20 protein-coding genes and 1 riboswitch are annotated in these 20,848 nt (G+C 75.0%); of the genes, 12 read left to right on the top strand and 8 right to left on the bottom strand.

All coding sequences use genetic code 11. The features are described 5' to 3' along the window. Nucleotides 1-3: 3 nt before the first annotated feature. From ACF1ED_RS27165 to ACF1ED_RS27175, 3 genes are read right to left on the bottom strand one after another with little or no spacing between them, the layout of a single operon-like run. A complete protein-coding gene (locus ACF1ED_RS27165; RefSeq protein ID WP_391764753.1) occupies nt 4-1,497 on the bottom strand; it encodes a precorrin-2 C(20)-methyltransferase in 1,494 nt (497 codons plus the stop codon). Beyond that, on the bottom strand, nt 1,494-2,129 hold the full coding sequence (locus ACF1ED_RS27170) for a precorrin-8X methylmutase (RefSeq protein WP_391764890.1): 636 nt from the start codon (nt 2,127-2,129) through the stop codon (nt 1,494-1,496). Before ACF1ED_RS27170 ends, ACF1ED_RS27165 begins: the two co-directional genes overlap by 4 nt. Further along, nucleotides 2,129-3,376, bottom strand: a complete 1,248-nt coding sequence (locus tag ACF1ED_RS27175; protein WP_391764755.1) for a cobalamin biosynthesis protein CobG — start codon at nt 3,374-3,376, stop codon at nt 2,129-2,131. The genes ACF1ED_RS27170 and ACF1ED_RS27175 overlap by 1 nt, the downstream gene beginning before the upstream one ends. 79 nt (nt 3,377-3,455) lie before the next feature. After that, nucleotides 3,456-3,590: riboswitch (cobalamin riboswitch) on the top strand. A gap of 38 nt (nt 3,591-3,628) precedes the next feature. Here ACF1ED_RS27175 and cobN point away from each other — a divergent pair. Then, entirely contained in the window at nt 3,629-7,249 is a 3,621-nt protein-coding gene (gene cobN, locus ACF1ED_RS27180; RefSeq protein WP_391764757.1) for a cobaltochelatase subunit CobN, read from the top strand. Between the two features lie 33 nt (nt 7,250-7,282). Here cobN and abc-f read toward each other — a convergent pair whose 3' ends face one another. Beyond that, complete coding sequence (abc-f, locus tag ACF1ED_RS27185) at nt 7,283-8,884, bottom strand: ribosomal protection-like ABC-F family protein (protein ID WP_391764759.1); 1,602 nt, start codon at nt 8,882-8,884, stop codon at nt 7,283-7,285. Between the two features lie 332 nt (nt 8,885-9,216). On the opposite strand from abc-f, the gene ACF1ED_RS27190 reads away from it, so the two are divergent. Further along, nucleotides 9,217-10,086 carry an alpha/beta fold hydrolase gene (locus ACF1ED_RS27190; protein ID WP_391764761.1) on the top strand — a complete coding sequence of 290 codons (870 nt, stop codon included), beginning with the start codon at nt 9,217-9,219 and terminating at the stop codon, nt 10,084-10,086. A gap of 16 nt (nt 10,087-10,102) precedes the next feature. On the opposite strand, the gene ACF1ED_RS27195 is transcribed toward ACF1ED_RS27190, so the two are convergent. Continuing rightward, nucleotides 10,103-11,071, bottom strand: a complete 969-nt coding sequence (locus tag ACF1ED_RS27195) for a S8 family peptidase (protein ID WP_391764763.1) — start codon at nt 11,069-11,071, stop codon at nt 10,103-10,105. Between the two features lie 163 nt (nt 11,072-11,234). On the opposite strand from ACF1ED_RS27195, the gene ACF1ED_RS27200 reads away from it, so the two are divergent. Together ACF1ED_RS27200 and ACF1ED_RS27205 are read left to right on the top strand one after the other, a co-directional pair. Further along, nucleotides 11,235-12,203, top strand: a complete 969-nt coding sequence (locus ACF1ED_RS27200; protein ID WP_391764765.1) for a DUF1648 domain-containing protein — start codon at nt 11,235-11,237, stop codon at nt 12,201-12,203. Between the two features lie 2 nt (nt 12,204-12,205). Next, complete coding sequence (locus tag ACF1ED_RS27205; RefSeq protein WP_391764767.1) at nt 12,206-12,562, top strand: GntR family transcriptional regulator; 357 nt, start codon at nt 12,206-12,208, stop codon at nt 12,560-12,562. Nucleotides 12,563-12,660: 98 nt separating this feature from the next. On the opposite strand, the gene ACF1ED_RS27210 is transcribed toward ACF1ED_RS27205, so the two are convergent. Beyond that, complete coding sequence (locus tag ACF1ED_RS27210) at nt 12,661-13,632, bottom strand: D-2-hydroxyacid dehydrogenase family protein (RefSeq protein WP_391764769.1); 972 nt, start codon at nt 13,630-13,632, stop codon at nt 12,661-12,663. Between the two features lie 94 nt (nt 13,633-13,726). Between ACF1ED_RS27210 and ACF1ED_RS27215 the strand changes: the two genes are divergently transcribed. The 5 genes from ACF1ED_RS27215 to ACF1ED_RS27235 all read left to right on the top strand — a co-directional run bounded on the left by ACF1ED_RS27215 (nt 13,727) and on the right by ACF1ED_RS27235 (nt 16,967). Continuing rightward, nucleotides 13,727-15,079, top strand: coding sequence for a hypothetical protein (locus ACF1ED_RS27215; RefSeq protein ID WP_391764771.1), 1,353 nt, complete (start codon nt 13,727-13,729; stop codon nt 15,077-15,079). 96 nt (nt 15,080-15,175) lie between these two features. Beyond that, the gene (locus tag ACF1ED_RS27220) at nt 15,176-15,586 is read left to right on the top strand and encodes a VOC family protein (RefSeq protein WP_391764773.1); all 411 of its coding nucleotides are present in this window, start codon (nt 15,176-15,178) and stop codon (nt 15,584-15,586) included. Nucleotides 15,587-15,628: 42 nt separating this feature from the next. Beyond that, the gene (locus tag ACF1ED_RS27225; protein WP_391764775.1) at nt 15,629-15,871 is read left to right on the top strand and encodes a hypothetical protein; all 243 of its coding nucleotides are present in this window, start codon (nt 15,629-15,631) and stop codon (nt 15,869-15,871) included. After that, the gene (locus ACF1ED_RS27230; RefSeq protein ID WP_391764777.1) at nt 15,868-16,311 is read left to right on the top strand and encodes a pyridoxamine 5'-phosphate oxidase family protein; all 444 of its coding nucleotides are present in this window, start codon (nt 15,868-15,870) and stop codon (nt 16,309-16,311) included. Before ACF1ED_RS27225 ends, ACF1ED_RS27230 begins: the two co-directional genes overlap by 4 nt. A 263-nt stretch (nt 16,312-16,574) precedes the next feature. After that, nucleotides 16,575-16,967 carry an iron chaperone gene (locus tag ACF1ED_RS27235; RefSeq protein ID WP_391764892.1) on the top strand — a complete coding sequence of 131 codons (393 nt, stop codon included), beginning with the start codon at nt 16,575-16,577 and terminating at the stop codon, nt 16,965-16,967. Nucleotides 16,968-16,998: 31 nt separating this feature from the next. On the opposite strand, the gene ACF1ED_RS27240 is transcribed toward ACF1ED_RS27235, so the two are convergent. Continuing rightward, nucleotides 16,999-17,898, bottom strand: coding sequence for an NAD-dependent epimerase/dehydratase family protein (locus ACF1ED_RS27240; RefSeq protein WP_391764779.1), 900 nt, complete (start codon nt 17,896-17,898; stop codon nt 16,999-17,001). Between the two features lie 207 nt (nt 17,899-18,105). Here ACF1ED_RS27240 and ACF1ED_RS27245 point away from each other — a divergent pair, with 207 nt between their 5' ends. After that, nucleotides 18,106-18,588 (top strand): SAM-dependent methyltransferase, encoded by a 483-nt coding sequence (locus tag ACF1ED_RS27245; RefSeq protein ID WP_391764781.1) that lies wholly within the window; start codon nt 18,106-18,108, stop codon nt 18,586-18,588. 256 nt (nt 18,589-18,844) lie between these two features. Further along, nucleotides 18,845-19,060 carry a DUF6243 family protein gene (locus ACF1ED_RS27250; protein WP_391764783.1) on the top strand — a complete coding sequence of 72 codons (216 nt, stop codon included), beginning with the start codon at nt 18,845-18,847 and terminating at the stop codon, nt 19,058-19,060. Between the two features lie 98 nt (nt 19,061-19,158). Here the strand turns inward: ACF1ED_RS27250 and ACF1ED_RS27255 are convergent, their stop codons facing one another. After that, nucleotides 19,159-19,497: a MerR family transcriptional regulator gene (locus ACF1ED_RS27255; RefSeq protein WP_391764784.1), complete on the bottom strand. Its 339-nt coding sequence runs from the start codon at nt 19,495-19,497 to the stop codon at nt 19,159-19,161. A gap of 839 nt (nt 19,498-20,336) precedes the next feature. Between ACF1ED_RS27255 and ACF1ED_RS27260 the strand changes: the two genes are divergently transcribed. After that, nucleotides 20,337-20,696 (top strand): hypothetical protein, encoded by a 360-nt coding sequence (locus tag ACF1ED_RS27260; RefSeq protein ID WP_391764786.1) that lies wholly within the window; start codon nt 20,337-20,339, stop codon nt 20,694-20,696. The last annotated feature ends 152 nt before the right edge of the window (nt 20,697-20,848 follow it).

Genomic DNA, 20,848 nt, shown 5'->3' on the forward strand with positions numbered 1-20,848 from the left:
CCGTCAGCCGTACCGCCGCGGCGTCCACGCGATCGTGCGGCCGTCGCCGCGCTCGACCGCCCGGGTCTGCGAGGAGCCGACGAGGAGCAGGGTGCGCATGTCGACCTCGGAGGGGTCCAGGGTCTTGAGGGTGAGGACGCGCACCGACTGCTCGGGGCCGCCGACGTCCCGGGCGACGACCACCGGGGTGTCGGGCGAGCGGAGCTCCAGGAGGAGTTCGCGGGCGGCGGCCACCTGGTGGGTGCGGGACTTCGAGCCGGGGTTGTAGAGGGCGAGGACGAGGTCGGCCTCGGCGGCGGCGCGCAGCCGGGCCGCGATGACGTCCCAGGGCTTGAGCCGGTCGGAGAGCGAGATCGTGGCGTAGTCGTGGCCGAGCGGGGCGCCCGCGGCGGCGGCGGCCGCGTTGGCGGCGGTCACCCCCGGGAGGACCCGTACGGGCACGTCCGCGTACTCCGGCTCGCAGGCGACCTCCAGGACGGCGGTGGCCATGGCGAAGACGCCCGGGTCGCCGCCGGAGACGACCGCGACCCGGTGGCCGCGGCGGGCCAGGTCGAGGGCGAACTCGGCGCGCTCCGACTCGACCTTGTTGTCGGAGCCGTGCCGGATCTGGCCGGGGCGCAGCACCGGCACCCGGTCGAGGTAGGTGGTGTAGCCGACGAGGACGTCGGCGTTGACGAGGGCGCCGCGCGACTCGGGGGTCAGCCAGGGTGCGCCGGCGGGGCCGGTGCCGACGACGGTGACGTCGCCCGTCTCCCGTACGGGGTTCGCGCGGTCGATGCGGGAGGGCAGGACGGCGACGGAGAAGTACGGGACCGTCGACGGGTCGACGTCCGCCAGGTGCTCCGTCCGCTCGCCCGCCATGAAAGCCCGCTCCACGTAGCGCGCGTCCTCCAGCCGGCCGGCCCGCTCCAGGGCGCGCCGCACGGTCGGGAAGGTGCGGCCGAGCTTCATCACGACCGCCGAGTCGGTGCCCGCGAGGCGGGCCGCGAGCTCGTCCTCCGGCAGGGTGCCGGGGATGACCGTGAGGACCTCCTCGGCCTCGCACAGCGGCTCGCCGAGCCGGGCGGCGGCGGCGCTGACGGAGGTGACGCCGGGGATGACGGTGGTGTCGTACCGGTCGGCGAGGCGCTTGTGCATGTGCTGGTAGGAGCCGTAGAACAGCGGGTCGCCCTCGGCGAGGACGGCGACCGTGCGGCCCGCGTCGAGGTGGGCGGCGAGCCGGGCCGAGGCCTCCTCGTAGAAGTCGTCGAGCGCGCCCCGGTAGCCGCCGGGGTGGTCGGTGGTCTCCACGGTGAGCGGGTACATCAGCCGCTCCTCGATGTGGTCCTCGCGCAGGTGCCCGGCGGCGATGGAGCGCGCTATCGAGCGGCCGTGGCGGGCCGAGTGGTAGGCGATCACGTCGGCCTCGGCGATGGCCTTCACGGCGGCGAGGGTGAGGAGGTCCGGGTCGCCGGGGCCGAGCCCGACGCCGTACAGCTTTCCGGTGGCGGTGCTCATGCCTGGATCTCCGGTTCGTGCGCGAGGGCGTTGAGGGCGGCGGCGGTCATGGCGCTGCCGCCGCGTCGGCCGCGGACCACCAGGTAGTCGAGGCCGAGCCCGTTGGCGGCGAGGGCGTCCTTGGACTCGGCGGCGCCGATGAAGCCGACGGGGATGCCGAGGACGGCGGCCGGCTTCGGCGCGCCCTTGGCGATCATCTCCAGGAGGTGGAAGAGGGCGGTGGGGGCGTTGCCGATGGCGACGACCGAGCCTTCGAGGCGGTCGCGCCACAGTTCGAGGGCGGCGGCGGAGCGGGTGGTGCCCAGCTCGGCGGCGAGGGCGGGCACGGCCGGGTCGGAGAGCGCGCACAGCACCTCGTTGTCGGCGGGCAGCCGCTTGCGGGTGACGCCGGAGGCGACCATCTGCGCGTCGCAGAGGACGGGGGCGCCGGCCCGGAGCGCGGCGCGGGCGTGCGCGACGACCCCGGGGGAGTACGCGAGGTCCCGGACGAGGTCGGTCATGCCGCAGGCGTGGATCATGCGGACGGCGACCGTGGCGACGTCGTCGGGCATCCCCGAGAGGTCCGCCTCGGCGCGGATCGTGGCGAAGGAGCGGCGGTAGATCTCGGCGCCGTCCTTCTCGTACTCGTACATCATCGGCTCTCCATCGACGTCGATGTCTTGCGGGCCGCCGCGACGGCCTCGGCCAGGGCGGTGCGGGGGACGGGGGCGCCGTCCAGCAGGTAGGTGCCGGAGTCCCGGGCGGTGACCTCGATCCGGGCGCCGTGCGGGTGCCCGCAGCGGCGCTCGCACCCGGAGTAGTGCACGGGCAGCGGGCCGCCGGGCGCGCGCGCCGCGTCCGCCCGCACGTCGGCGAGGGACTTGGCGCAGCCGGGCGTGCCGGTGCAGGCGGTGACCCCGGTGCCGGGGTCGGCCGGGTCGGTGATCAGCCCGTGGGCCGCCAGGGCGGGGAGCCGGCCGGCGGCGGCCCCCACCACGACCGCGCCGCGCCAGGGCGTGAGCCGGACCTCGGCCGCGCCTTCGGCGAGGGCCCGCAGCTGGGCGGCGGTCAGCCGGCCGAGGGGGGCGAGGACGTGCAGGGCGCGGTCGCCGAGCGGGCCGGGTGCGGGCGGCGGCGCCGACGGGGGAGGGAGGAGGGGTACGGGCTCCGCGGTGATCCCCGCTCCGGCCAGGGCGCGGGCCCAGTCCGGGAGGTGCCCGGCGGGGAGCTCGCGCGGGCGCCACGCGCCGGTCCCGGCGGCTTCGGCGGCGTCGAGGAAGGCGAGGGCGCAGGCGAGGGCGGCGGGGACGGCGTCGGCGGCGGCCACGGCGAAGGCCCCGGAGCCGGCGAGGAGGGTCGCGGCGCCGTCCGGTGCTGCGATCAAGGTCACATCGCCGCCGAGGCCGGCGACGTCGCCGCGGCCGTCGTCGAGGACGAAGAGGAAGCGGCCGGAGAGGGCCGCCGCGCGGGGCTCGGCGCAGAGCGCCGCGTCGAGGGCGCGGGCCCACAACTGCACGTCGGCGTGGCCGAGTCCGTCGGTTCCGGCGGCGGGGGTGGCCACGATGTTGCGGACCCGCTCGTGGGTGGGGGAGGGCAGCAGGGCCGCCGCGTCGAGGAGGGCGGCGAGTTCCGCGCCGCAGCCCTCGGCGAGGCCGCGCAGCTCGGCGTTGCCGCGCGAGGTGACGCTGATCCGCCCGTCGCCCAGGGCCTCCGCCGCACCGGCCAGGGCGAGTGCCTGATGGTGCGTCAAGCGCCCTGCGGGCAGGCGGAGTCGGGCGAGGAACCCGTCGGCGGCGGCGTGCAGCCGGAGCGCCCCCGGGCACGCGTCGCCACGGTCCCGTATGCGAGGTTCGCCCGGTTCGGGCGGGGTGGGCGGGGTCGGCGGCATGGCGGCGAGCATACCCACGGGGAACCGGGCGGCCACCGAGTGTGATCCGGCCGACTCTCCGGCCCCCTCCGGCCCGCCGACGGCACGCTCTACTATGCAGATCGGCATGGGGTCCCAGGACCCCGGGGAGGAAGCCCGGTGAGAATCCGGCGCGGTCCCGCCACTGTGAGCCCGAGCCGGCGACGGCCCGGGTGAGCCAGGAACTCCCCGCCGACCACGACCACCCGGGGCGCGGAAACCCCGAGGAAGGGCCTGAGCCTCGCCATGCTCCTGCTGCTGTCGCACTCCGACACCGACCTGCTCAGTGCCCGGGCGGCGAACGCCGCCGCGCCCGAGGGCCCGGTCGCGTACCGCTTCGCCAACCCCTCCCGGCTGCCCCTCGCCGACCTCCCGGGCCTCCTCGACGGCACCGACCTGGTCGTCGTCCGCCTCCTCGGCGGCGTCCGCTCCTGGCAGGAGGGGCTCGACACGGTCCTCGCCGCCGGGAAGCCGGTCGTCGTCCTCAGCGGCGAACAGGCCCCCGACGCCCAGCTGATGGCCGCCTCCACCGTGCCCGTCGGCGTCGCCACCGAGGCGCACGCCTACCTCGCCCACGGCGGCCCCGCCAACCTGGGGCAGCTGGCCCGCTTCCTCTCCGACACCGTCCTGCTCACCGGCCACGGCTTCGAGGCCCCGGCCGCCGCCCCCACCTGGGGCCCCCTGGAGCGGACCGCCCGCGTCACCGAGGGCCCGGCGATCGCCGTGCTCTACTACCGCGCCCACCACATGAGCGGGAACACCGCCTTCGTCGGCGCCCTGTGCGACGCGATCGAGGACGCCGGCGCCCGCGCCCTCCCGCTGTACGTGGCCTCCCTGCGGGCCCCCGAGGAGGAGCTGCTCGCAGTCCTGCGCGGCGCCGACGCCGTCGTCACCACCGTCCTCGCCGCCGGCGGCACCAAGCCGGCCGCCGCCCAGGCCGGCGGCGACGAGGAGTCCTGGGACGCGGGCGCGCTCGCCGCGCTCGACGTGCCGGTCCTCCAGGCGCTCTGCCTCACCGGCTCGCGGGCGAACTGGGAGGAGAACGACGAGGGCCTGTCGCCGCTGGACGCGGCCAGCCAGGTCGCCGTCCCCGAGTTCGACGGCCGGCTCATCACCGTCCCGTTCTCCTTCAAGGAGATCGACGCCGACGGCCTGCCCGCCTACGTCGCCGACGCCGAGCGCGCCGCCCGCGTCGCCGGCATCGCCGTCCGCCACGCCCGCCTGCGGCACATCCCGAACGCCGAGAAGCGGCTGGCGCTCGTCCTCTCCGCGTACCCCACCAAGCACTCCCGCATCGGCAACGCGGTCGGTCTCGACACCCCCGCCTCCGCCGTCTCCCTGCTGCGCCGCCTGATCGCCGAGGGCTACGACTTCGGCCCGGAGGAGGACCTCCCCGGCCTGGTCTCCGGCGACGGCGACGAGCTGATCTACGCCCTCATCGAGGCCGGCGGCCACGACCAGGACTGGCTCACCGAGGAGCAGCTGGCGAAGAACCCGGTCCGCATCCCGGCCGCCGACTACAAGCGCTGGTACGCCGAGCTGCCGCGGGAGCTGCGCGAGCGCGTCGAGGAGCACTGGGGCCCGGCGCCCGGCGAGATGTTCCTCGACCGGTCCCGCAACCCCGACGGCGACATCGTGCTCGCCGCCCTGCGGCGCGGGAACCTCCTGGTCCTCATCCAGCCGCCGCGCGGCTTCGGCGAGAACCCGATCGCGATCTACCACGACCCCGACCTGCCGCCCTCGCACCACTACCTGGCTGCCTACCGCTGGATCGCGGCGCGCGCCGAGGACGGCGGCTTCGGCGCCGACGCCATGGTCCACCTCGGCAAGCACGGCAACCTGGAGTGGCTGCCCGGCAAGAACGCCGGCCTGTCGGCCGCCTGCGGCCCCGACGCCGCCCTCGGCGACCTGCCGCTCGTCTACCCCTTCCTCGTCAACGACCCCGGCGAGGGCACCCAGGCCAAGCGCCGCGTCCACGCCACCCTCGTCGACCACCTCGTCCCGCCGATGGCCCGCGCCGACTCCTACGGCGACATCGCGCGCCTGGAGCAGCTGCTCGACGAGTACGCCCAGATCTCCTCCATGGACCCGGCGAAGCTGCCCGCGATCCGCGCCCAGATCTGGACCCTGATCCAGGCCGCCAAGCTCGACCACGACCTCGGCCTCCAGGAGCGCCCGGAGGACGACGGCTTCGACGACTTCCTGCTGCACGTCGACGGCTGGCTGTGCGAGGTCAAGGACGCCCAGATCCGCGACGGCCTGCACGTCCTCGGCGGCGCCCCGGAGGGCGAGGCCCGGGTCAACCTGGTCCTCTCCATCCTGCGCGCCCGCCAGATCTGGGGCGGCACCCAGGCGCTGCCCGGTCTGCGCGAGGCGCTCGGCCTGGACGAGGGAGCCGCGACCCGGACCACCGCCGACGAGGCGGAGGCGGAGGCCCGCGCCCTGGTCGAGGCGATGGAGGCGGCGGCCTGGTCCGTGGACGCCGTCCCGGCCGTGGCCGCCGCGCACGGGCCCGACGTGCACGCGGTGCTGCGCTTCGCCTGCGAGCAGGTCGTGCCGCGCCTGGCGGCCACCACGGACGAGCTGACGCACGCCGTGCACGCCCTGAACGGCGGCTTCGTGCCGGCCGGCCCGTCCGGCTCGCCGCTGCGCGGCCTGGTCAACGTGCTGCCGACCGGCCGGAACTTCTACTCCGTCGACCCCAAGGCCGTGCCGTCCCGGCTCGCCTGGGAGACCGGCCAGGCGCTCGCCGACTCCCTCCTGGAGCGCTACCGCACGGACAACGGCGAGTGGCCCACCTCCGTCGGCCTCTCCCTGTGGGGCACCAGCGCGATGCGCACCGCGGGCGACGACGTCGCCGAGGCGCTGGCCCTGCTCGGCGTGCGCCCGCTGTGGGACGAGGCGTCCCGCCGGGTCAACGGCCTGGAGCCGATCCCGCTCGCCGAGCTCGGCCGCCCGCGCGTGGACGTCACCCTGCGCATCTCCGGCTTCTTCCGGGACGCCTTCCCGCACGTCATCGGGCTCCTCGACGACGCCGTCCGGCTGGTCGCGGGCCTGGAGGAGCCGGACGAGGACAACCACGTCCGCGCCCACACCCGGGCCGACCTCGCCGAGCACGGCGACGAACGCCGCGCCACCACCCGCATCTTCGGCTCCCGCCCCGGCACCTACGGCGCCGGCATCCTCCAGCTGATCGACTCGCGGGACTGGCGCACCGACGCCGACCTCGCCGAGGTGTACACGGTGTGGGGCGGGTACGCGTACGGGCGCGGGCTCGAAGGCCGGCCGGCGCGCGCCGAGATGGAGACGGCGTACAAGCGGATCGCGGTCGCGGCGAAGAACACCGACACCCGCGAGCACGACATCGCCGACTCGGACGACTACTTCCAGTACCACGGCGGCATGGTGGCGACCGTCCGCGCGCTGCGCGGCACCGCCCCCGAGGCGTACATCGGCGACTCGACCCGCCCGGAGACCGTCCGCACCCGGACGCTGGTGGAGGAGACCTCCCGGGTCTTCCGGGCCCGGGTGGTCAACCCGCGCTGGATCGAGGCGATGCGCCGCCACGGCTACAAGGGCGCCTTCGAGCTGGCCGCGACGGTCGACTACCTCTTCGGCTACGACGCCACGACCGGGGTCGTCGCCGACTGGATGTACGACAAGCTCACCCAGGAGTACGTCCTCGACGAGACCAACCGGGCCTTCCTCAAGGAGGCCAACCCCTGGGCCCTGCACGGCATCGCCGAGCGCCTCCTGGAGGCCGAGTCGCGCGGCATGTGGGAGAAGCCGGACCCGGAGACCCTGGCCGCCCTGCGCCGGGTGTTCCTGGAGACCGAGGGCGACCTGGAGGGTTCCGGGGACGAGTAGGGCCCCGGGGACGAGTAGGGCTCCCGCCCGTCCCTAGCGGGCCGTCGCCAGGGCCGCCGGTTCCAGCGCGAGGCGGCGGCCCTGCCAGCCCGCCCGCAGCCGGCGGTCGTGGCTGACGACCACCAGCGTGCCCCGGTAGGCCGCCAGCGCGGCCTCGATCTCCTCGACGAGGGCCGGGGCGAGGTGGTTGGTCGGCTCGTCCAGGAGGAGCAGGTCGGCCGGGGCGGTCACCAGGCGGGCCAGTTCCAGCTTGCGGCGCTGGCCCACCGACAGCAGACGCACCGGGGTCCTCAGGTCCCGGGCGGCGAAGAGCCCGAGGGAGAGCAGTTCGTCCTCGCGGCCCTCGCCGAAGGCTTCGCCGACCGTACGGGGGTCGGTGGGCGGAGCCGTGTCCTGGCGGAGCAGCCCGCTCCGGCGCGGTGTCCTCACGGTCCCCGTGTCCGGGGCGAGTTCGCCCGCCAGGACCCTGAGGAGGGTGGTCTTCCCGGCGCCGTTGGGCCCGGTGACGAGCAGCCGCTCGCCCGGCTCCAGGCGCAGGGTGACCGGCGCGAGCCGGCCCCCGGCCCCGGCGCCGGTGAGCTCCACGGCCGCCCCCTCGCCCGTCCGCGCCAGGTCCGCCCGGAAGTTCAGCGGCTCGGGCGGCGGCGGCACCGGGTTCTCGGTGAGCCGGGCCAGCCGCTCGCGGGCGGCGCGGATCCTGCTCATCGCCCCGTGCGCCCGTGACCGGGCCCGGAAGGCGCCCGCCCCGCTGAAGGCGGCGGGGGCCTTGCGGGGGATGGCGGTGAAGCGGTCGGTGTTGCTGTCGGCGAGGGCCCGGTGGCGGGCCAGCTCGTCCTTCCACTCCTCGTGCTCCCGGGCCCTGCGGGCCCGTTCGGCGGCCCGGCCCGCGAGGTAGCCGGCGTAGCCGTCGCCGTAGCGGCGCAGCGTGTGCCGGTCCTCGTCGACCTCCAGGACGGCGGTGGCGACCCGGTCGAGGAAGGCGCGGTCGTGGGAGACGGCCACGACCGTGCCCCGGTGGGCGCGGAGCCGCTCCTCCAGCCAGGCGACGGCCTCGTCGTCGAGGTCGTTGGTCGGCTCGTCGAGCAGCAGCAGTTCGGGGTCGGCGGCGAGGACGCCGGCCAGTGCGAGCCGGGCCCGCTGCCCGCCGGAGAGCGTGGCCAGCGGCCGGTCCCGGTCGAGCGGGGCGGTCTCGCCGAGCCGGTGGAGGACGGTCGCCACCCGCCGGTCGGCCCCGGCCCCGCCGCGCGCCTCGTAGGCGGCGAGGAGCCCGGCGTACCGGTCGAGTCCGGCGGGGGTGAGGGCGCCCTCCGCCCGCCGGATCTCCCGCTCCAGCTCCCGGATCTCCGCGAGCGCGTGGTCGACGGCGTCGCCGACGAGCGCGGTGGCGGGGAGGGCGGGGATCTGGGCGAGATGACCGAGGCCGCCGGGGGCTTCGACGGCCACGGTGCCGTTGTCGGCGGTTTCGAGGCCGGCGAGGAGCCGGAGCAGGGTGGACTTCCCCGAGCCGTTGTCGCCGACGACGCCGAGGCGCTCGCCGGCCCGGACGGAGAGGGAGACGCGGTCGAGGACGGTCCGGTGGTGGACGTACCGGTCGTCGTAGCGCTTGGTGACCTCGGTGAGTGACGCACGGAACAAGGGCGGACTCCTGCCGTCGGGAAAGCGAGACGCGGCGTCTCGTTGACTCGACGGTAAGGGGTCCGGAGGGATTTGACAAGACGGATCGTCTCGTCTTGTCGGAGAATTCCGGGGAGGGGGGTGCGGGAGGGAGGCCGAGCGCGAGCTCTTCGCCGACCTCACCGAGGCCGGACGGACCCCGCTCCGCGGCCTCCTGGACCGCGTCGCCGTCGACCCGTCCGCCCACGGGCGCGGCGGGTGGGAGAAAATTCGCGCAGGTCGCGGCGCGACCGATGAGTTTTCCGGCCGGCCGCCGTCCACCCCCGTGAGAGCACACCACGGAGGAGAGAACGATGGCCGAGCCCACCACCCACATCCTGGAGACCGCCGGCGCCACCCTGCGCTACGACGTCCGCCCCGGCACCGGCACGGACCCGCGCCCGCTGCTGCTCATCGGCTCCCCCATGGACGCGACCGGCTTCACCACGCTCGCCTCCCACTTCGCCGACCGGACCGTCGTCACCTACGACCCGCGGGGCAGCGGCCGCAGCGAGACCGCCGAGGGCGCCCCGGTCGAGATCCTTCCCGAGGAGCACGCCGACGACCTGGCCCGGCTGATCGAGGAGCTGGCCGCCGGACCGGTGGACGTCTTCGCCAGCAGCGGAGGCGCCGTCAACGCCCTCGCCCTGGTGGCCCGCCGCCCCGAGCTGGTGCACACCCTCGTCGCCCACGAGCCGCCCGCCGCCGGGCTGGTCCCCGACGCCGCCGAGGCCCTGGCCGCCTGCGCCGACGTCCACGCCACCTACCTGAGGGACGGCTGGGGCGCGGGGATGGCCAAGTTCATCTCCCTCACCGGCCACCAGGGCCCGATCCCGGCGGACTGGGCCGGGCTCCCGGTCCCGCCGCCGGAGACCTTCGGCCTGCCGGCCGGGGACGACGGCCGCCGCGACGACCCGCTGCTCGGCCGGAACGTGCGGGGCTGCACCGGCTACGACCCCGACGTCGAGGCCCTGCGGGCGGCCGCCACCCGGATCGTCGTGGCCGCGGGCGAGGAGTCCCGGAACGAGCTCGCGGCCCGCGCCGCCGCCGCGCTCGCCGACCGCCTCGGCACCCCGCTCGCCGTCTTCCCCAGCCACCACGGCGGCTTCCTGGGCGGCGAGTTCGGCCAGGAGGGCGCGCCGGAGGAGTTCGCGAAGACCCTGCGGACGGTCCTGGAGGCGTGACCCCCGGGGGCCGGGTTCAGTTCTGGCCGGCCGCCGCCTTCACGGCGGCGGCCGCGTCGACGTTCCCGAGCCCCAGCTTCGGGGCCTGTGCGGGGTTCTTCGCCGTGTCCCGGATCGCCCCCATGATCTCCGTGGGGCTCAGGCCCCGCTGGTGCAGGAGCGCGGCCACGGCGGCGACGTACGGCGAGGCCATCGAGGTGCCGGAGAGCTTGCCGTAGCCCGAGGTGTTCTTGAGGGTCTCCCTGGCCGTGTAGGTCGGCAGGGTGGAGAGGATGTCCACGCCGGGCGCCGCCACCGCGTTCCGCGCGCCGAAGTTGGTGAACTCGGCCGGCCGCCCGTTCTCGTCGGCGGCGTTGACGACGAGGACCGGGGTGTCCAGCTCGTACGGCTGGAGCAGGGTCGCGTCGTTGCCGGCGGCGGCCACCACCACCGCCCCCTTGCCGTTGGCGACGGAGATGGCGTCGTTGAGGACGCCGCCCTTGAGGAGCCGGGCCATCAGACCGGACTCGCCGAGGGAGAGGTTGATGACGTCGGCGCCGTGCTGGGCGGCCCAGACGATCCCCTTGGTGATGTTCGCGTCGCTGCCGCTGCCGTCCGCGCCGAGCACCCGTACCGGCATGATCTTGGCGCCGGGCGCGCCGCCCGCGATCCCGACGCCGTTGTCGGTGTGGGCGGCGGCGATGCCCGAGACGTGGGTGCCGTGGCCGTTGAGGTCCTTCGGCTCGTCGTCGCCGTCCACGAAGTCGTAGCCGTCGACCAGCCGTCCCTTGAGGTCGGGGTGGCCGGGGTCCACTCCGGTGTCGACGACGGCGATGACCGTGTCCTCGCCCTCGGCCGTGGACCAGGCGTCGGGCAGCTTCAGGGAGTCCAGGGCCCACTGCTGGTTCCGGAGGGGGTCGGGCTCGTCGTCGCTGCCGCAGCCGGTCGTGAGGGCGGCGGTGAGGGCGGCGAGGGCGGTGAGGACGGCGGTGGACCGACGGCGCATGAACTCTCCCCGTTTGGCTGCATTCGTCAGCGTTTGGACCAGTCAACAACCGGCCGTGCGGACCCGCATCCGGGAGGGCGCGGACCCCCGTCCGGAAAGGAAGCCCCGGCGGCCGTCCCTCAACCCCCATTGTTCTAGTAGAGTGCGAACAAGGGAGGTTTTCATGACCACTGCTCCGCACCCCGCCGCACTCCGCGCCCCGTTCCGCCTCCGCGCCCTCGCGGCGCTCCCGTTCGCCCTCGCGACCGTCGCGTACGTCCTGCTCCTCACCGTCTGGTCCGACCGGCTCCCCGACCCGCTCGCCACCCACTTCTCGTACGGCGGCGAGGCCGACGGCTTCACCGGCCGGGCCGCCTTCACCGCCGCCGGCGCCGCGCTGCTCCTCACCCTCGGCACCGCCTGGACCGTCCTCGTCCGGCGGGAAGCCCTCTGGGGCGCCTGGCTCACCGCGGGGCTCACCGGCACGCTCCTCGGCCTCGTCGTCCACGACAACCTGGACGCGGCCGACCCCGCGCGCGTCGTCTCGCCGCTCTCCCACCTCGCCGTCGCGGCCGCCGCCGGAGCCGTCCTCGCTCTCGCCGGACACGCCCTCTCCCGGCTCGTCCCGCCCGAGGAGCACGACGGCACCGGGCCCGCCGTCCCCCCGGACGCGCCCCGGCTCGACCTCGGCGACGGCGAACTGGCCGGCTGGTCCCGGGCCACCGCCTCCGCCCCGCTCACCGCCCTCGGCCTGCTCTTCCTCGCGGGCGGCGCCGTCGCCGCGCTCCTCGGCCCGTGGCCGCTGACGCTCGTCGCCCTCGCCGTCGGCGTCCCCGGGCTCGCCCTCGCCCGGATCCGCGTCAGCGTCGACCGGCACGGCCTCACCGTCCGCTCCACGCTCGTCCCCCGGCCCCGCGTCCACGTGCCGCTCGCCGACATCACCACCGCCGGCACCCGGACCGTCGTCGCGCTGCGCGAGTTCGGGGGCTGGGGCTACCGGGTCCGCGCCCACCGCAGCGGAGTCGTCCTGCGCTCCGGCGAGGCCCTGGTCGTCCGGCGCGGGAACGGCCGCGAGTTCGCCGTCACCGTGCCCGACGCGCACACCGCCGCCGCCCTCCTCAACACCCTCGCCGAACGCCGTGGAAGGCTCTGACCGTGCTCTTCCGCGTCGACCCCGCCTCCTCCGTCCCGCTCGGCGACCAGATCGCCGGCTGCGTCCGCGGTGCCCTCGCCGACGGCACCGCCGCCCCCGGCGAGCGGCTCCCCGCCGCCCGCGAGCTCGCCGACTCCCTCGGCGTCAACGTCCACACCGTCCTGCGCGGCTACCAGCGGCTCCGCGAGGAGGGACTCATCGAACTCCGGCGCGGCCGCGGCGCCATCGTCGTCCCCGGCGCCACCGCCCCCGACCGCGCCCGCCTCGTCACCCGCCTCCGCGAGGCCGCCGCCGAGGCCCGCGAACTCGGCCTCACCGAGGACGAGTTCCTCGACCTGGCCCGGACCGCCCTCGGCTAGGTCCTGTCCGACCCTTCCCACCGGGGCCGGCCCGCCCGCACGCCGATCGCGCGCACCGGGCGGCCCGGCCTGATCCGGCGCCCGTGGTCAGACGGGCCCTAGGACAGCACCCGGACCGGCGCGCCCGCCAGATACGCCTCGACGTCCTCCACCGCCTGCCCGAAGTACCGGGCGTAGTTGGCCTCGGAGACGTACCCCAGGTGGGGGAGGGCGAGGACGTTCGGCAGGGTGCGCAGGGGGTCGCCGGCCGGCAGCGGCTCCGTCTCGTACACGTCGAGGCCGGCCCCCGCGAACCAGCGCTCGCGCAGCGCCCGCAGCAGGACCGGGCCGTCCACGAGCCCGGCCCGCGAGGTGTTCACCAGGTACGCCCCCGGCCGCATCGCCCGCAGCTCGGGCTCGCCGACGATCCCGCGCGTCCGGTCGGAGAGCACCAGGTGCAGCGAGACCACGTCGCTCGACGCGAACAGCTCGGCCCGGTCCTTCGCGAGCCGCACGCCGTCCCCGTGCGCGGCGACCCGCTCCTCCGTCAGGTTCGGGCTCCAGGCCAGGACGTCCATGCCGAAGGCCCGGCCGACGGCGGCGACCCGCCCGCCGATCTTCCCCAGCCCGAGGAGGCCCAGGGTGCGCCCCGCGAGGTCGCCGCCGACGGTCGACTGCCACGGCCCGCCCTCCCGCAGGGCCCGGGACTCCGTCGTCACGTGCCGGACGAGCCCCAGGATCAGCGCCCAGGTCAGCTCGGCGGGCGGCTCGGAGCCGCTGGCGGTGCCGCAGACCGTGATCCCGCGCTCCCGGCAGGCCGCCAGGTCGATCGAGGCGTTGCGCATCCCCGAGGTGACGACGAGCCGCAGCTCGGGCAGCCGGGCGAGCAGGGCGGCGTCGAGCGGCGTCCGCTCGCGCATCACGACCAGGATCTCGCAGTCCCCGACGGCGTCGACCAGGGCGTCCCGGTCCGCCAGGTGTTCACGGAGCACCCGCACCTCGACCCGGCCGCGCAGCGGCCCCCAGTCGGCGGAGGTGAGGGCGGCGCCCTGGAAGTCGTCGAGCACGGCACAGCGCGGCAGCGAAGTCATGACGGCATGATCGCGTACGTCCCCGGTCCTGGACAGCTCACCCGTCCGGCCCACCCCGCGCGCCGTCCCGCCGCCCCGCCCGCAGGGTGACCCCATGGGAACTCCGGACGGCGCTACCGGCGGCGACGAACTCACCAGGCTGCGGGCCCGGGTGGCGGCCCTGGAGGCGAGCTCCGCCCAGGGCGCGCCGAAGCGGGAGCACCACCGGATGCGCTCCTTCCTCTCCGCGCTCCTCGTGGTCGTCGGCTGCGTCCTCGTGCCGCTGGGCCTGGTGGCCGCCTGGACGGCCGACCTCCTGGGCGACACCGACCGCTACGTGCGGACGGTGGCCCCGCTCGCCTCCGACCCTGACGTGCAGGCGGCCGTCGCCACCCGCGCGACCGACGCCGTCATGGAGCACATCGACCTCGCCACGCTCCTCGAAGGCGTCGCCCCCGACCAGCGGCCGCTCGTGGAGAAGGCGCTCGGGAAGCTCGGCGGCTCGCTGGAGGGCGCGGTCGCCGGCTTCGTCCACGACCGCGCGCAGGACGTCGTCGCCTCCCCGGCCTTCGAGACCATCTGGACCGACGCCAACCGCGCCGTCCACACCTCCCTCGACCGGGCCCTGACCGGCGACCAGGACGGGGCGGTGAAGATCGAGACGGACGCGGTGACCATCGACCTGGCGCCCGTCATCGACCGGGTCAAGGAACGCCTGGTCGACTCCGGGCTCACCGCCGCCGGCAAGATCCCCGAGGTGCACACGGACTTCACGGTCCTCAGGTCCGACGACATCGGAAAGGCGAAGACCGGCTTCGCGCTGCTCCAGACCATGGGCGTGTGGCTGCCGGTCATCGCGGTCCTGCTGGTGGCGGGCGGCGTGCTGCTCGCGGTGCGCCGGCGCCGGGCGCTGGTCGCCGCCGCCCTCGGCTTCGCCGTGGCGGCCGTGGTCCTCGGGATCGCGCTCACCGTCTTCCGCACCGTCTACCTGAACGCGCTGCCCGCCTCGGTCTCCCCGGCGGCCGCCGGCTCGGTCTACGACACCCTGGTCCGCTTCCTGCGCACCTCGGTCCGGGTGTGCGCGGTGCTCGGCGTGCTCGTCGCGCTGGTCGCCTGGCTGTCCGGGCCGAGCCGCCCGGCCGTCCTGGCCCGGGGCCTGTGGCACTCGGGCATCGCCGCGTCCCGCTCGACGGCGGACCGGGCGGGGCTGCGGCTGGGCCCGGTCGGTGGTTTCGTCCGCCGTTTCCGCGCCTGGATCGTGTGGATCCTGGTGGCGGGCGCGGCCCTCGCCTTCGTCCTCTGGCCGCACCCGACCGGCTGGGTCGTGATCGGCCTGGCCCTGGCCCTGCTCTTCGCCCTGGCGGTGACGGACTTCCTGGCGGACCCGGAGGCAGTGGCAGCGGCCGGGGGTCCGGCCCCGGGTCCGGGTCAGGAAGAGGGGCCCGGACCGGTCCACCGGGTCGACTAGGCGGCGGTGGCCCGCCTCCCGGACCCCCGCCCGGCCCGCCCGGCCCGGTCAGGATTCGAGAAGCGCGCCCCCGGCCCGCCAACTACCTTGATCCGTATGGACCTCACCATTCACACCACCGTCCTCCCGCACGAGGACCCCGACGCCTCCCTCGTCTTCTTCCGCGACGTCCTCGGCTTCGAGGTGCGCAGCGACGTCGGCCAGGGAAAGACGCGCTGGATCACCGTCGGCCCCGTCGGACAGCCCGGCACCTCGATCCTGCTCGCCCCGCCGGCCGTCGACCCCGGCGTCACCGAGGACGAGCGCCGCACCATCACGGAGATGATGGCCAAGGGCACCTACGGCTGGATCCTCCTCGCGACCCCCGACCTCGACGCCGTCTTCGAGAAGGTCACCGCCGGCGACACCGAGGTCGTCCAGGAGCCGACCCGGCAGCCCTACGGCGTCCGCGACTGCGCCTTCCGCGACCCGGCCGGCAACCTGATCCGCATCCAGGAACTGCGCTGACCCACCGGCCGACCCACCGGCAGACCCACCAGGGGGACCGACATGTGCCAGCCCGCATGGGCCGAGGCCCGCACGGCGGCGGTACGGCTCCAGGCGCTGAAGGACCTGCGCAGGATCCGCGACCGCATCGACCGCGAGTACACCCGCCCGCTGGACGTCCCGGGCCTGGCCCGGGGGGCGGGCCTGACGGCGGAGACGCTGCACCGCACGTTCACCCGGGCGTACGGAACGACCCCGTACGCCTTCGTCACCGCGCTCCGCGCCACCCGGGGGAGGACAGCATGACCACCACGCCCGCGCCGAGGTCCCGCGAGGAACGCGTCGAGGACACGCTGGCCCGACTGGAGAACGACGTGGACCTGTGGGTGGCCAGCCGGGGCCACCTGATCCCGCTCTCCTTCCTCTGGGACGGCACCGCCGTCCTGATCTCCACCCCGCGCGCCTCCCTCACCGGCCGCAACCTCCTGGCCGACGGCCGGGTCAGGCTGGCCCTCGGGCCCACCCGGGACGTCGTGATGATCGACGGCACCGCCGAGCCCGTGGACCTCGCCGACCTCCCCGCCGGCACCGGCGACGCGTTCGCGGAGAAGACCGGCTTCGATCCGCGCGAACTCGCCGGGCCCTACCAGTACTTCCTGGTCAGGCCCCACCGCGTGCACGCCTGGCGCGAGGCCGACGAACTGGAGGGACGCACCCTGATGCGCGACGGGGCCTGGCTCTCCTGAGCCGCCCGGTCAGTTTCGGAGAAGCCCCCGGAACCGCCGGAACCTAGCCTGGAACAGCACCGCGAAGGACGAGCGGGACAGCAGGACAGCAGAACGAGCAGGACCGCAGGACCAGTGAGCCGAGCGGCACATCGACGAGGGGACCGGCCATGACCACCACCAAGAACACCAAGAACACCAAGAACACCGAGAACACGAAGAGCACCGAGACCGCCGAGGCCGCCAAGTCCTACGACGGTTTCGACGAGGACGAGCGCGAGGCGATGAAGGAGCGCGCGAAGGAGCTGAAGGCCGGCAAGGCCCGCGGCACCCGCGCCAAGGCCGCCGACGGCGAGGCCGACCTCCTCGCGAAGGTCGCCGAGATGGCCGACGGGGACCGCGTCCTCGCCGAGGGCATCCACGCCCTGGCCAAGAAGGTCGCCCCCGACCTGACCCCCAAGACCTGGTACGGCATGCCCGCCTACGCCAAGGACGGCAAGGTCGTCTTCTTCTTCCAGAGCGCGGCCAAGTTCAAGGCCCGCTACGCCACCCTCGGCTTCAACGACCCCGCCGCCCTCGACGACGGCGCCATGTGGCCCACCGCCTTCGCCCTCACCGCCCTCACCCCCGAGGTCGAGGCCCGCATCGCAGCCCTCATCGAGCGGGCCACCGCCTGACCGCCCCGCCCGGCTCTGCTCCGCCCGGGGGTCAGCGCGCCGCCATGCCCGCGACGTGGTCCGGGTAGCGGGGGGTCCAGGCGAGGTCGCGGGTGGCCTTCGCGTGGGAGACGCGGAGGTGCGTGTCGAGCATGAGGGAGCCCAGGTAGGGGACGGCCAGGCGGAGGGCGCGGCCGGGGAGGCGGAGGCGGCGCCGGCCCCGGGCGGCGGCGAGTTCGCCCCAGGTGGAGGGCCGGTCGTCGACGATGTTGTACGCCTCGCCCGCCCGGCCCCGCTCCAACGCGGCGACGGTCGCCCCGGCCGCGTCCTCGACGTGGACCCACGACATCGTGCCGCCGCCGTCCCGGGGGACGGGGAACGGCCGGGTGCCGGGCGCCGGGTCGAACCAGGTGCCGGGGCCGTAGAAGACGCCGTACCGCAGGGCCGTGCCCGCCACGTGCTCCGCCGCGAAGAGCCGGCCCTCCGCCTCCACGAGACCCGTGACGACGTGGTCGGCGACGGTGCCGCCGAGGACGCCGAAGGGATCCTCCTCGGTGACGGGCCGCTCCCCGTGGTCGCGGTAGCCGTAGCCCAGGACCAGCGACTGCGTGACGAAGCGGCCCGCCCCGAGCACGCCCGCCGCCTCCAGGAGGTGCGCCGTGCCGCGCTCCCGCAGCACGTTGCTGGGGTCGTCCGCGGTGAGCTTCAGCCGGGGCGCCTTGAGCGCGGTCAGCTGGTGGACCACCGCGTCGGCGGACAGCCCGTCCAGCGCCCGCAGCAGGCCCTCCCGGTCGAGCGCGTCCGCCCGGACGGGCGTCGCGCCCAGGGCGCGTACCGTCCCCGCCGAACCCTCCGAACGGGCGAGGGCCAGCACCTCGTGCCCGTCCCGGATCAGGGCACGGGTCAGCGGACGGCCGATGGCGCCGGTCGCGCCGGCGAGCAGGATCCTCATGGTCAACCTCCAGGTGGGTACGTACCGGAGACTGGCCAGACGCTCCGTATGTGACAACCGGACGGGGGCGGGGGAGTGATCCGCGCCACCCGCCCCCCGGCCGTCTCCCGGAACCGGTGGCCGACCGCGTACGTCTGGAGATCACGGTCCGGTCCTCAGGGCGCCGGGCCGGTCCGCTTCCCCGTTCCCTCGCGAAAGGCACAGCGCATGACGGAGAGCAGCACCGCCCCCGTGGAGATCGTCTCCGCCCCGGTCGGCCGGGTGGTCGGAGGCCGGGCCGAGGTCCGGGACGACGAGTGGGGCGAGGTGGCGGCGGTGGTCCGCCTGGACGGCCGGTTCGGCGCGGAGGCCCTCGCCGGGCTGGACGCCTTCTCGCACGTGGAGATCGTCTACCACTTCGACCGGGTGCCGGAGGAGAAGGTGGAGACGGGAGCCCGGCATCCGCGCGGCAACACCGACTGGCCGCTGGTCGGCATCTTCGCCCAGCGCGGCAAGAACCGCCCCAACCGGCTCGGGGTGTCCCGCTGCCGGCTGCTGCGGGTCGACGGACTCGACGTCCACGTGGAGGGCCTGGACGCGGTCGACGGCACTCCGGTGCTCGACATCAAGCCCTACATGAGCGAGTTCGGCCCGCGCGGCACCACGACCCAGCCCGACTGGGCCACCGAGATCATGCGCAGCTACTACTGACGGGCTGGCGGGCTGGCGGGCTGGTGGGGCGGCGGGCTGACGGGTCGGCGGACCTCCCGGCCGCCCTCACCGCCTCGAAGCCGGGCAGCCCGCTGTACGAGTCGCCTGGCCGCACCGTCGCGCCGCGCCCTCCACCTGGTGGGGGCCTCCGCTCCCGTGCCGCCGGTGCCGGCGGAACCGGGTAACGTCTCCGGTGCCGCGCCCGTCTCCCACCGTGACCCCCGCCGACCACCCCACACCCCCACCGGGAGAACCCGTGACCGACAGCAAGAACATCAACAACCCCGTCGGCCAGGGCGGTGGCCAGCGCAAGAAGCTGTCCCGCGCCGAACGGCAGAACAACGGTCCGCACCGCAACCTCGACCGCCAGGGTGCCGCCGACCGGAAGGCCGAGCTGGTGCGCAAGATGCGCGAGAAGGCCCTCGGGGCCGAGGCCGCCACCCGGACGGACGACGACACCGAGCAGGGCTGACCCCCGGCCGCCGCCGTACCGGGCGTACCGCCCGGGCGCCCCGCACGACGAAGAAGGCCCGGGCCGGCCGACCCGGGTCTTCCGCGGGTGGGCTCGGCTCAGGCATGCTCCGGGGGCGTGCCGGATTCGGCGGCGCGGCGGTACTCGGCGTTGATGCGCTGGGCCTCTTCGAGCTGGTCCTCGAGGATGATGATGCGGCAGGCGGCCTCGATCGGGGTGCCCTGGTCGACGAGTTCGCGGGCGCGGGCGGCGATGCGGAGCTGGTAGCGGGAGTAGCGGCGGTGACCGCCCTCGGAACGCAGCGGGGTGATCAGGCGGGCCTCGCCGATGGCGCGGAGGAAGCCCTGGGTGGTGCCGATCATCGCGGCGGCCCGACCCATGGTGTAGGCGGGATAGTCGTCGTCGTCGAGACGGTCGTACGAGTCGTCTGCTGTCATTTGCACCTCTCCGTGAAACGCATAGAGGGGCCCTGGTGCCAGTACTGGCACCAGGGCCCTGAAGGAACTACTACACCACCTGCCGGCCCTGATGAAGCGCCGGCCTTCTGTGTCCGCCCACCCGGCCCGTTCGCTGCCGGGGGTGCGGGGATCGCGGTTGCTTGACCGAAGACCACCTCGCTATCGATGTCCTGCGGTACCCGGGCTCAAGACTCCCGCCCGGGCGATCCCGATGGCGCCGTGTTCCTCCGTTCTTCCCTGCTGATCAACTTCTCGTCCCGCGGGCACTGCGGATACTGCCGGTACTACGGATCCCGCGGGTCCTGCGTACTGCATCGGCGCCCGAGGAGGCGCCGCTTCACCGCGCCCCGGTGCGCGCGTCCGCAGCCCGACGCCTTCACCAGGGGTACTGCCCTACTGCCTTCACGGGACCGCGTCCGCCATGAACGCGGTCCCGCTCCCGGAGGCCCCTGATCACCGCGGGCCTCCCGGTGCGGCCGCCAGTCCCGTCGCCGTCCTGCGAAAGCCCTGGCTTCGAAACTCCGCCGCCGCACCGTCCTGCTCACTGCGACTAGCCGTACTGCTCCCCGGCAGGTCGTCTCTGCCGGGCCCTGTTGTCTCTGCTGCTTACGGAAGAAAACATAACCCGACCGTCCCTCCATGTCTACTGTGGCCGACATAGATTTTCGCGTCCCGCGTCGGCAGGTAGTCGTGGGTCCTGGTGGGAGAAAGCAGCGGTCGGCAAGGAGGACGGCCCCCGCGCCCCCGCTCCCCGGCTGTCCGCCCCACCCGGGGGACGACCTGTGGGCGGGGCGGAGTAGCCCGTAGGATCGGCTTCCATGTCGAAGATTGACGAGCTGCTCGTTGAGGTCGCCCAGCTGGTGGAGTCCGGGCGGAGCAACCAGATGTCCCTGACCGTCGTCACCGGGGGCGCTGTCATCACAGGCCGGCTGGCACCCGAAGCGGTGTGGCGGCAGCGGGTCTCGGAGGTCCTGGCGGACTCCGACCGGCTGGCCGAGTTCTCCGCCGTCTTCGCCACCGCCGGGGCGAAGGACGGACCGCCCACCCACCTGCACTTCCACCTGGCGCGGATCCTTCAGGGCACGGTGGGCATCCCGGAGACGGGCGGGATGTACCGCGTCTCGATCGCGGACATCAGCGCGTGGACCATGGGCGACGTCAGCTACTCCGACCACTGACCCCGGCGCCCTGCTGACCCCGCGTCCTGCTGGCCCCGCGCCCTACTGACCCCGCACCGGCGGACGGCGCCGTCCGGTGCGCCGCCCCGCGCGGTACGGCCGTTCGTGCCTGCGCGATTCATTCGAAGAATTTCTTCACGCGGCGCGTTCCG

The sequence above is a fragment of the Streptomyces sp. NPDC014656 genome (assembly GCF_043084305.1).
GTDB lineage: Bacteria > Actinomycetota > Actinomycetes > Streptomycetales > Streptomycetaceae > Streptomyces.

Coding starts and splice junctions, on each gene's coding strand:
- ACF1ED_RS27165 (WP_391764753.1), bottom strand. CDS start 1,497: ATGAGCACCGCCACCGGAAAGCTGTACGGCGTCGGGCTCGGCCCCGGC.
- ACF1ED_RS27170 (WP_391764890.1), bottom strand. CDS start 2,129: ATGTACGAGTACGAGAAGGACGGCGCCGAGATCTACCGCCGCTCCTTC.
- ACF1ED_RS27175 (WP_391764755.1), bottom strand. CDS start 3,376: ATGCTCGCCGCCATGCCGCCGACCCCGCCCACCCCGCCCGAACCGGGC.
- cobN (WP_391764757.1), top strand. CDS start 3,629: ATGCTCCTGCTGCTGTCGCACTCCGACACCGACCTGCTCAGTGCCCGG.
- ACF1ED_RS27190 (WP_391764761.1), top strand. CDS start 9,217: ATGGCCGAGCCCACCACCCACATCCTGGAGACCGCCGGCGCCACCCTG.
- ACF1ED_RS27195 (WP_391764763.1), bottom strand. CDS start 11,071: ATGCGCCGTCGGTCCACCGCCGTCCTCACCGCCCTCGCCGCCCTCACC.
- ACF1ED_RS27200 (WP_391764765.1), top strand. CDS start 11,235: ATGACCACTGCTCCGCACCCCGCCGCACTCCGCGCCCCGTTCCGCCTC.
- ACF1ED_RS27210 (WP_391764769.1), bottom strand. CDS start 13,632: ATGACTTCGCTGCCGCGCTGTGCCGTGCTCGACGACTTCCAGGGCGCC.
- ACF1ED_RS27215 (WP_391764771.1), top strand. CDS start 13,727: ATGGGAACTCCGGACGGCGCTACCGGCGGCGACGAACTCACCAGGCTG.
- ACF1ED_RS27220 (WP_391764773.1), top strand. CDS start 15,176: ATGGACCTCACCATTCACACCACCGTCCTCCCGCACGAGGACCCCGAC.
- ACF1ED_RS27225 (WP_391764775.1), top strand. CDS start 15,629: ATGTGCCAGCCCGCATGGGCCGAGGCCCGCACGGCGGCGGTACGGCTC.
- ACF1ED_RS27230 (WP_391764777.1), top strand. CDS start 15,868: ATGACCACCACGCCCGCGCCGAGGTCCCGCGAGGAACGCGTCGAGGAC.
- ACF1ED_RS27235 (WP_391764892.1), top strand. CDS start 16,575: ATGAAGGAGCGCGCGAAGGAGCTGAAGGCCGGCAAGGCCCGCGGCACC.
- ACF1ED_RS27240 (WP_391764779.1), bottom strand. CDS start 17,898: ATGAGGATCCTGCTCGCCGGCGCGACCGGCGCCATCGGCCGTCCGCTG.
- ACF1ED_RS27245 (WP_391764781.1), top strand. CDS start 18,106: ATGACGGAGAGCAGCACCGCCCCCGTGGAGATCGTCTCCGCCCCGGTC.
- ACF1ED_RS27255 (WP_391764784.1), bottom strand. CDS start 19,497: ATGACAGCAGACGACTCGTACGACCGTCTCGACGACGACGACTATCCC.
- ACF1ED_RS27260 (WP_391764786.1), top strand. CDS start 20,337: ATGTCGAAGATTGACGAGCTGCTCGTTGAGGTCGCCCAGCTGGTGGAG.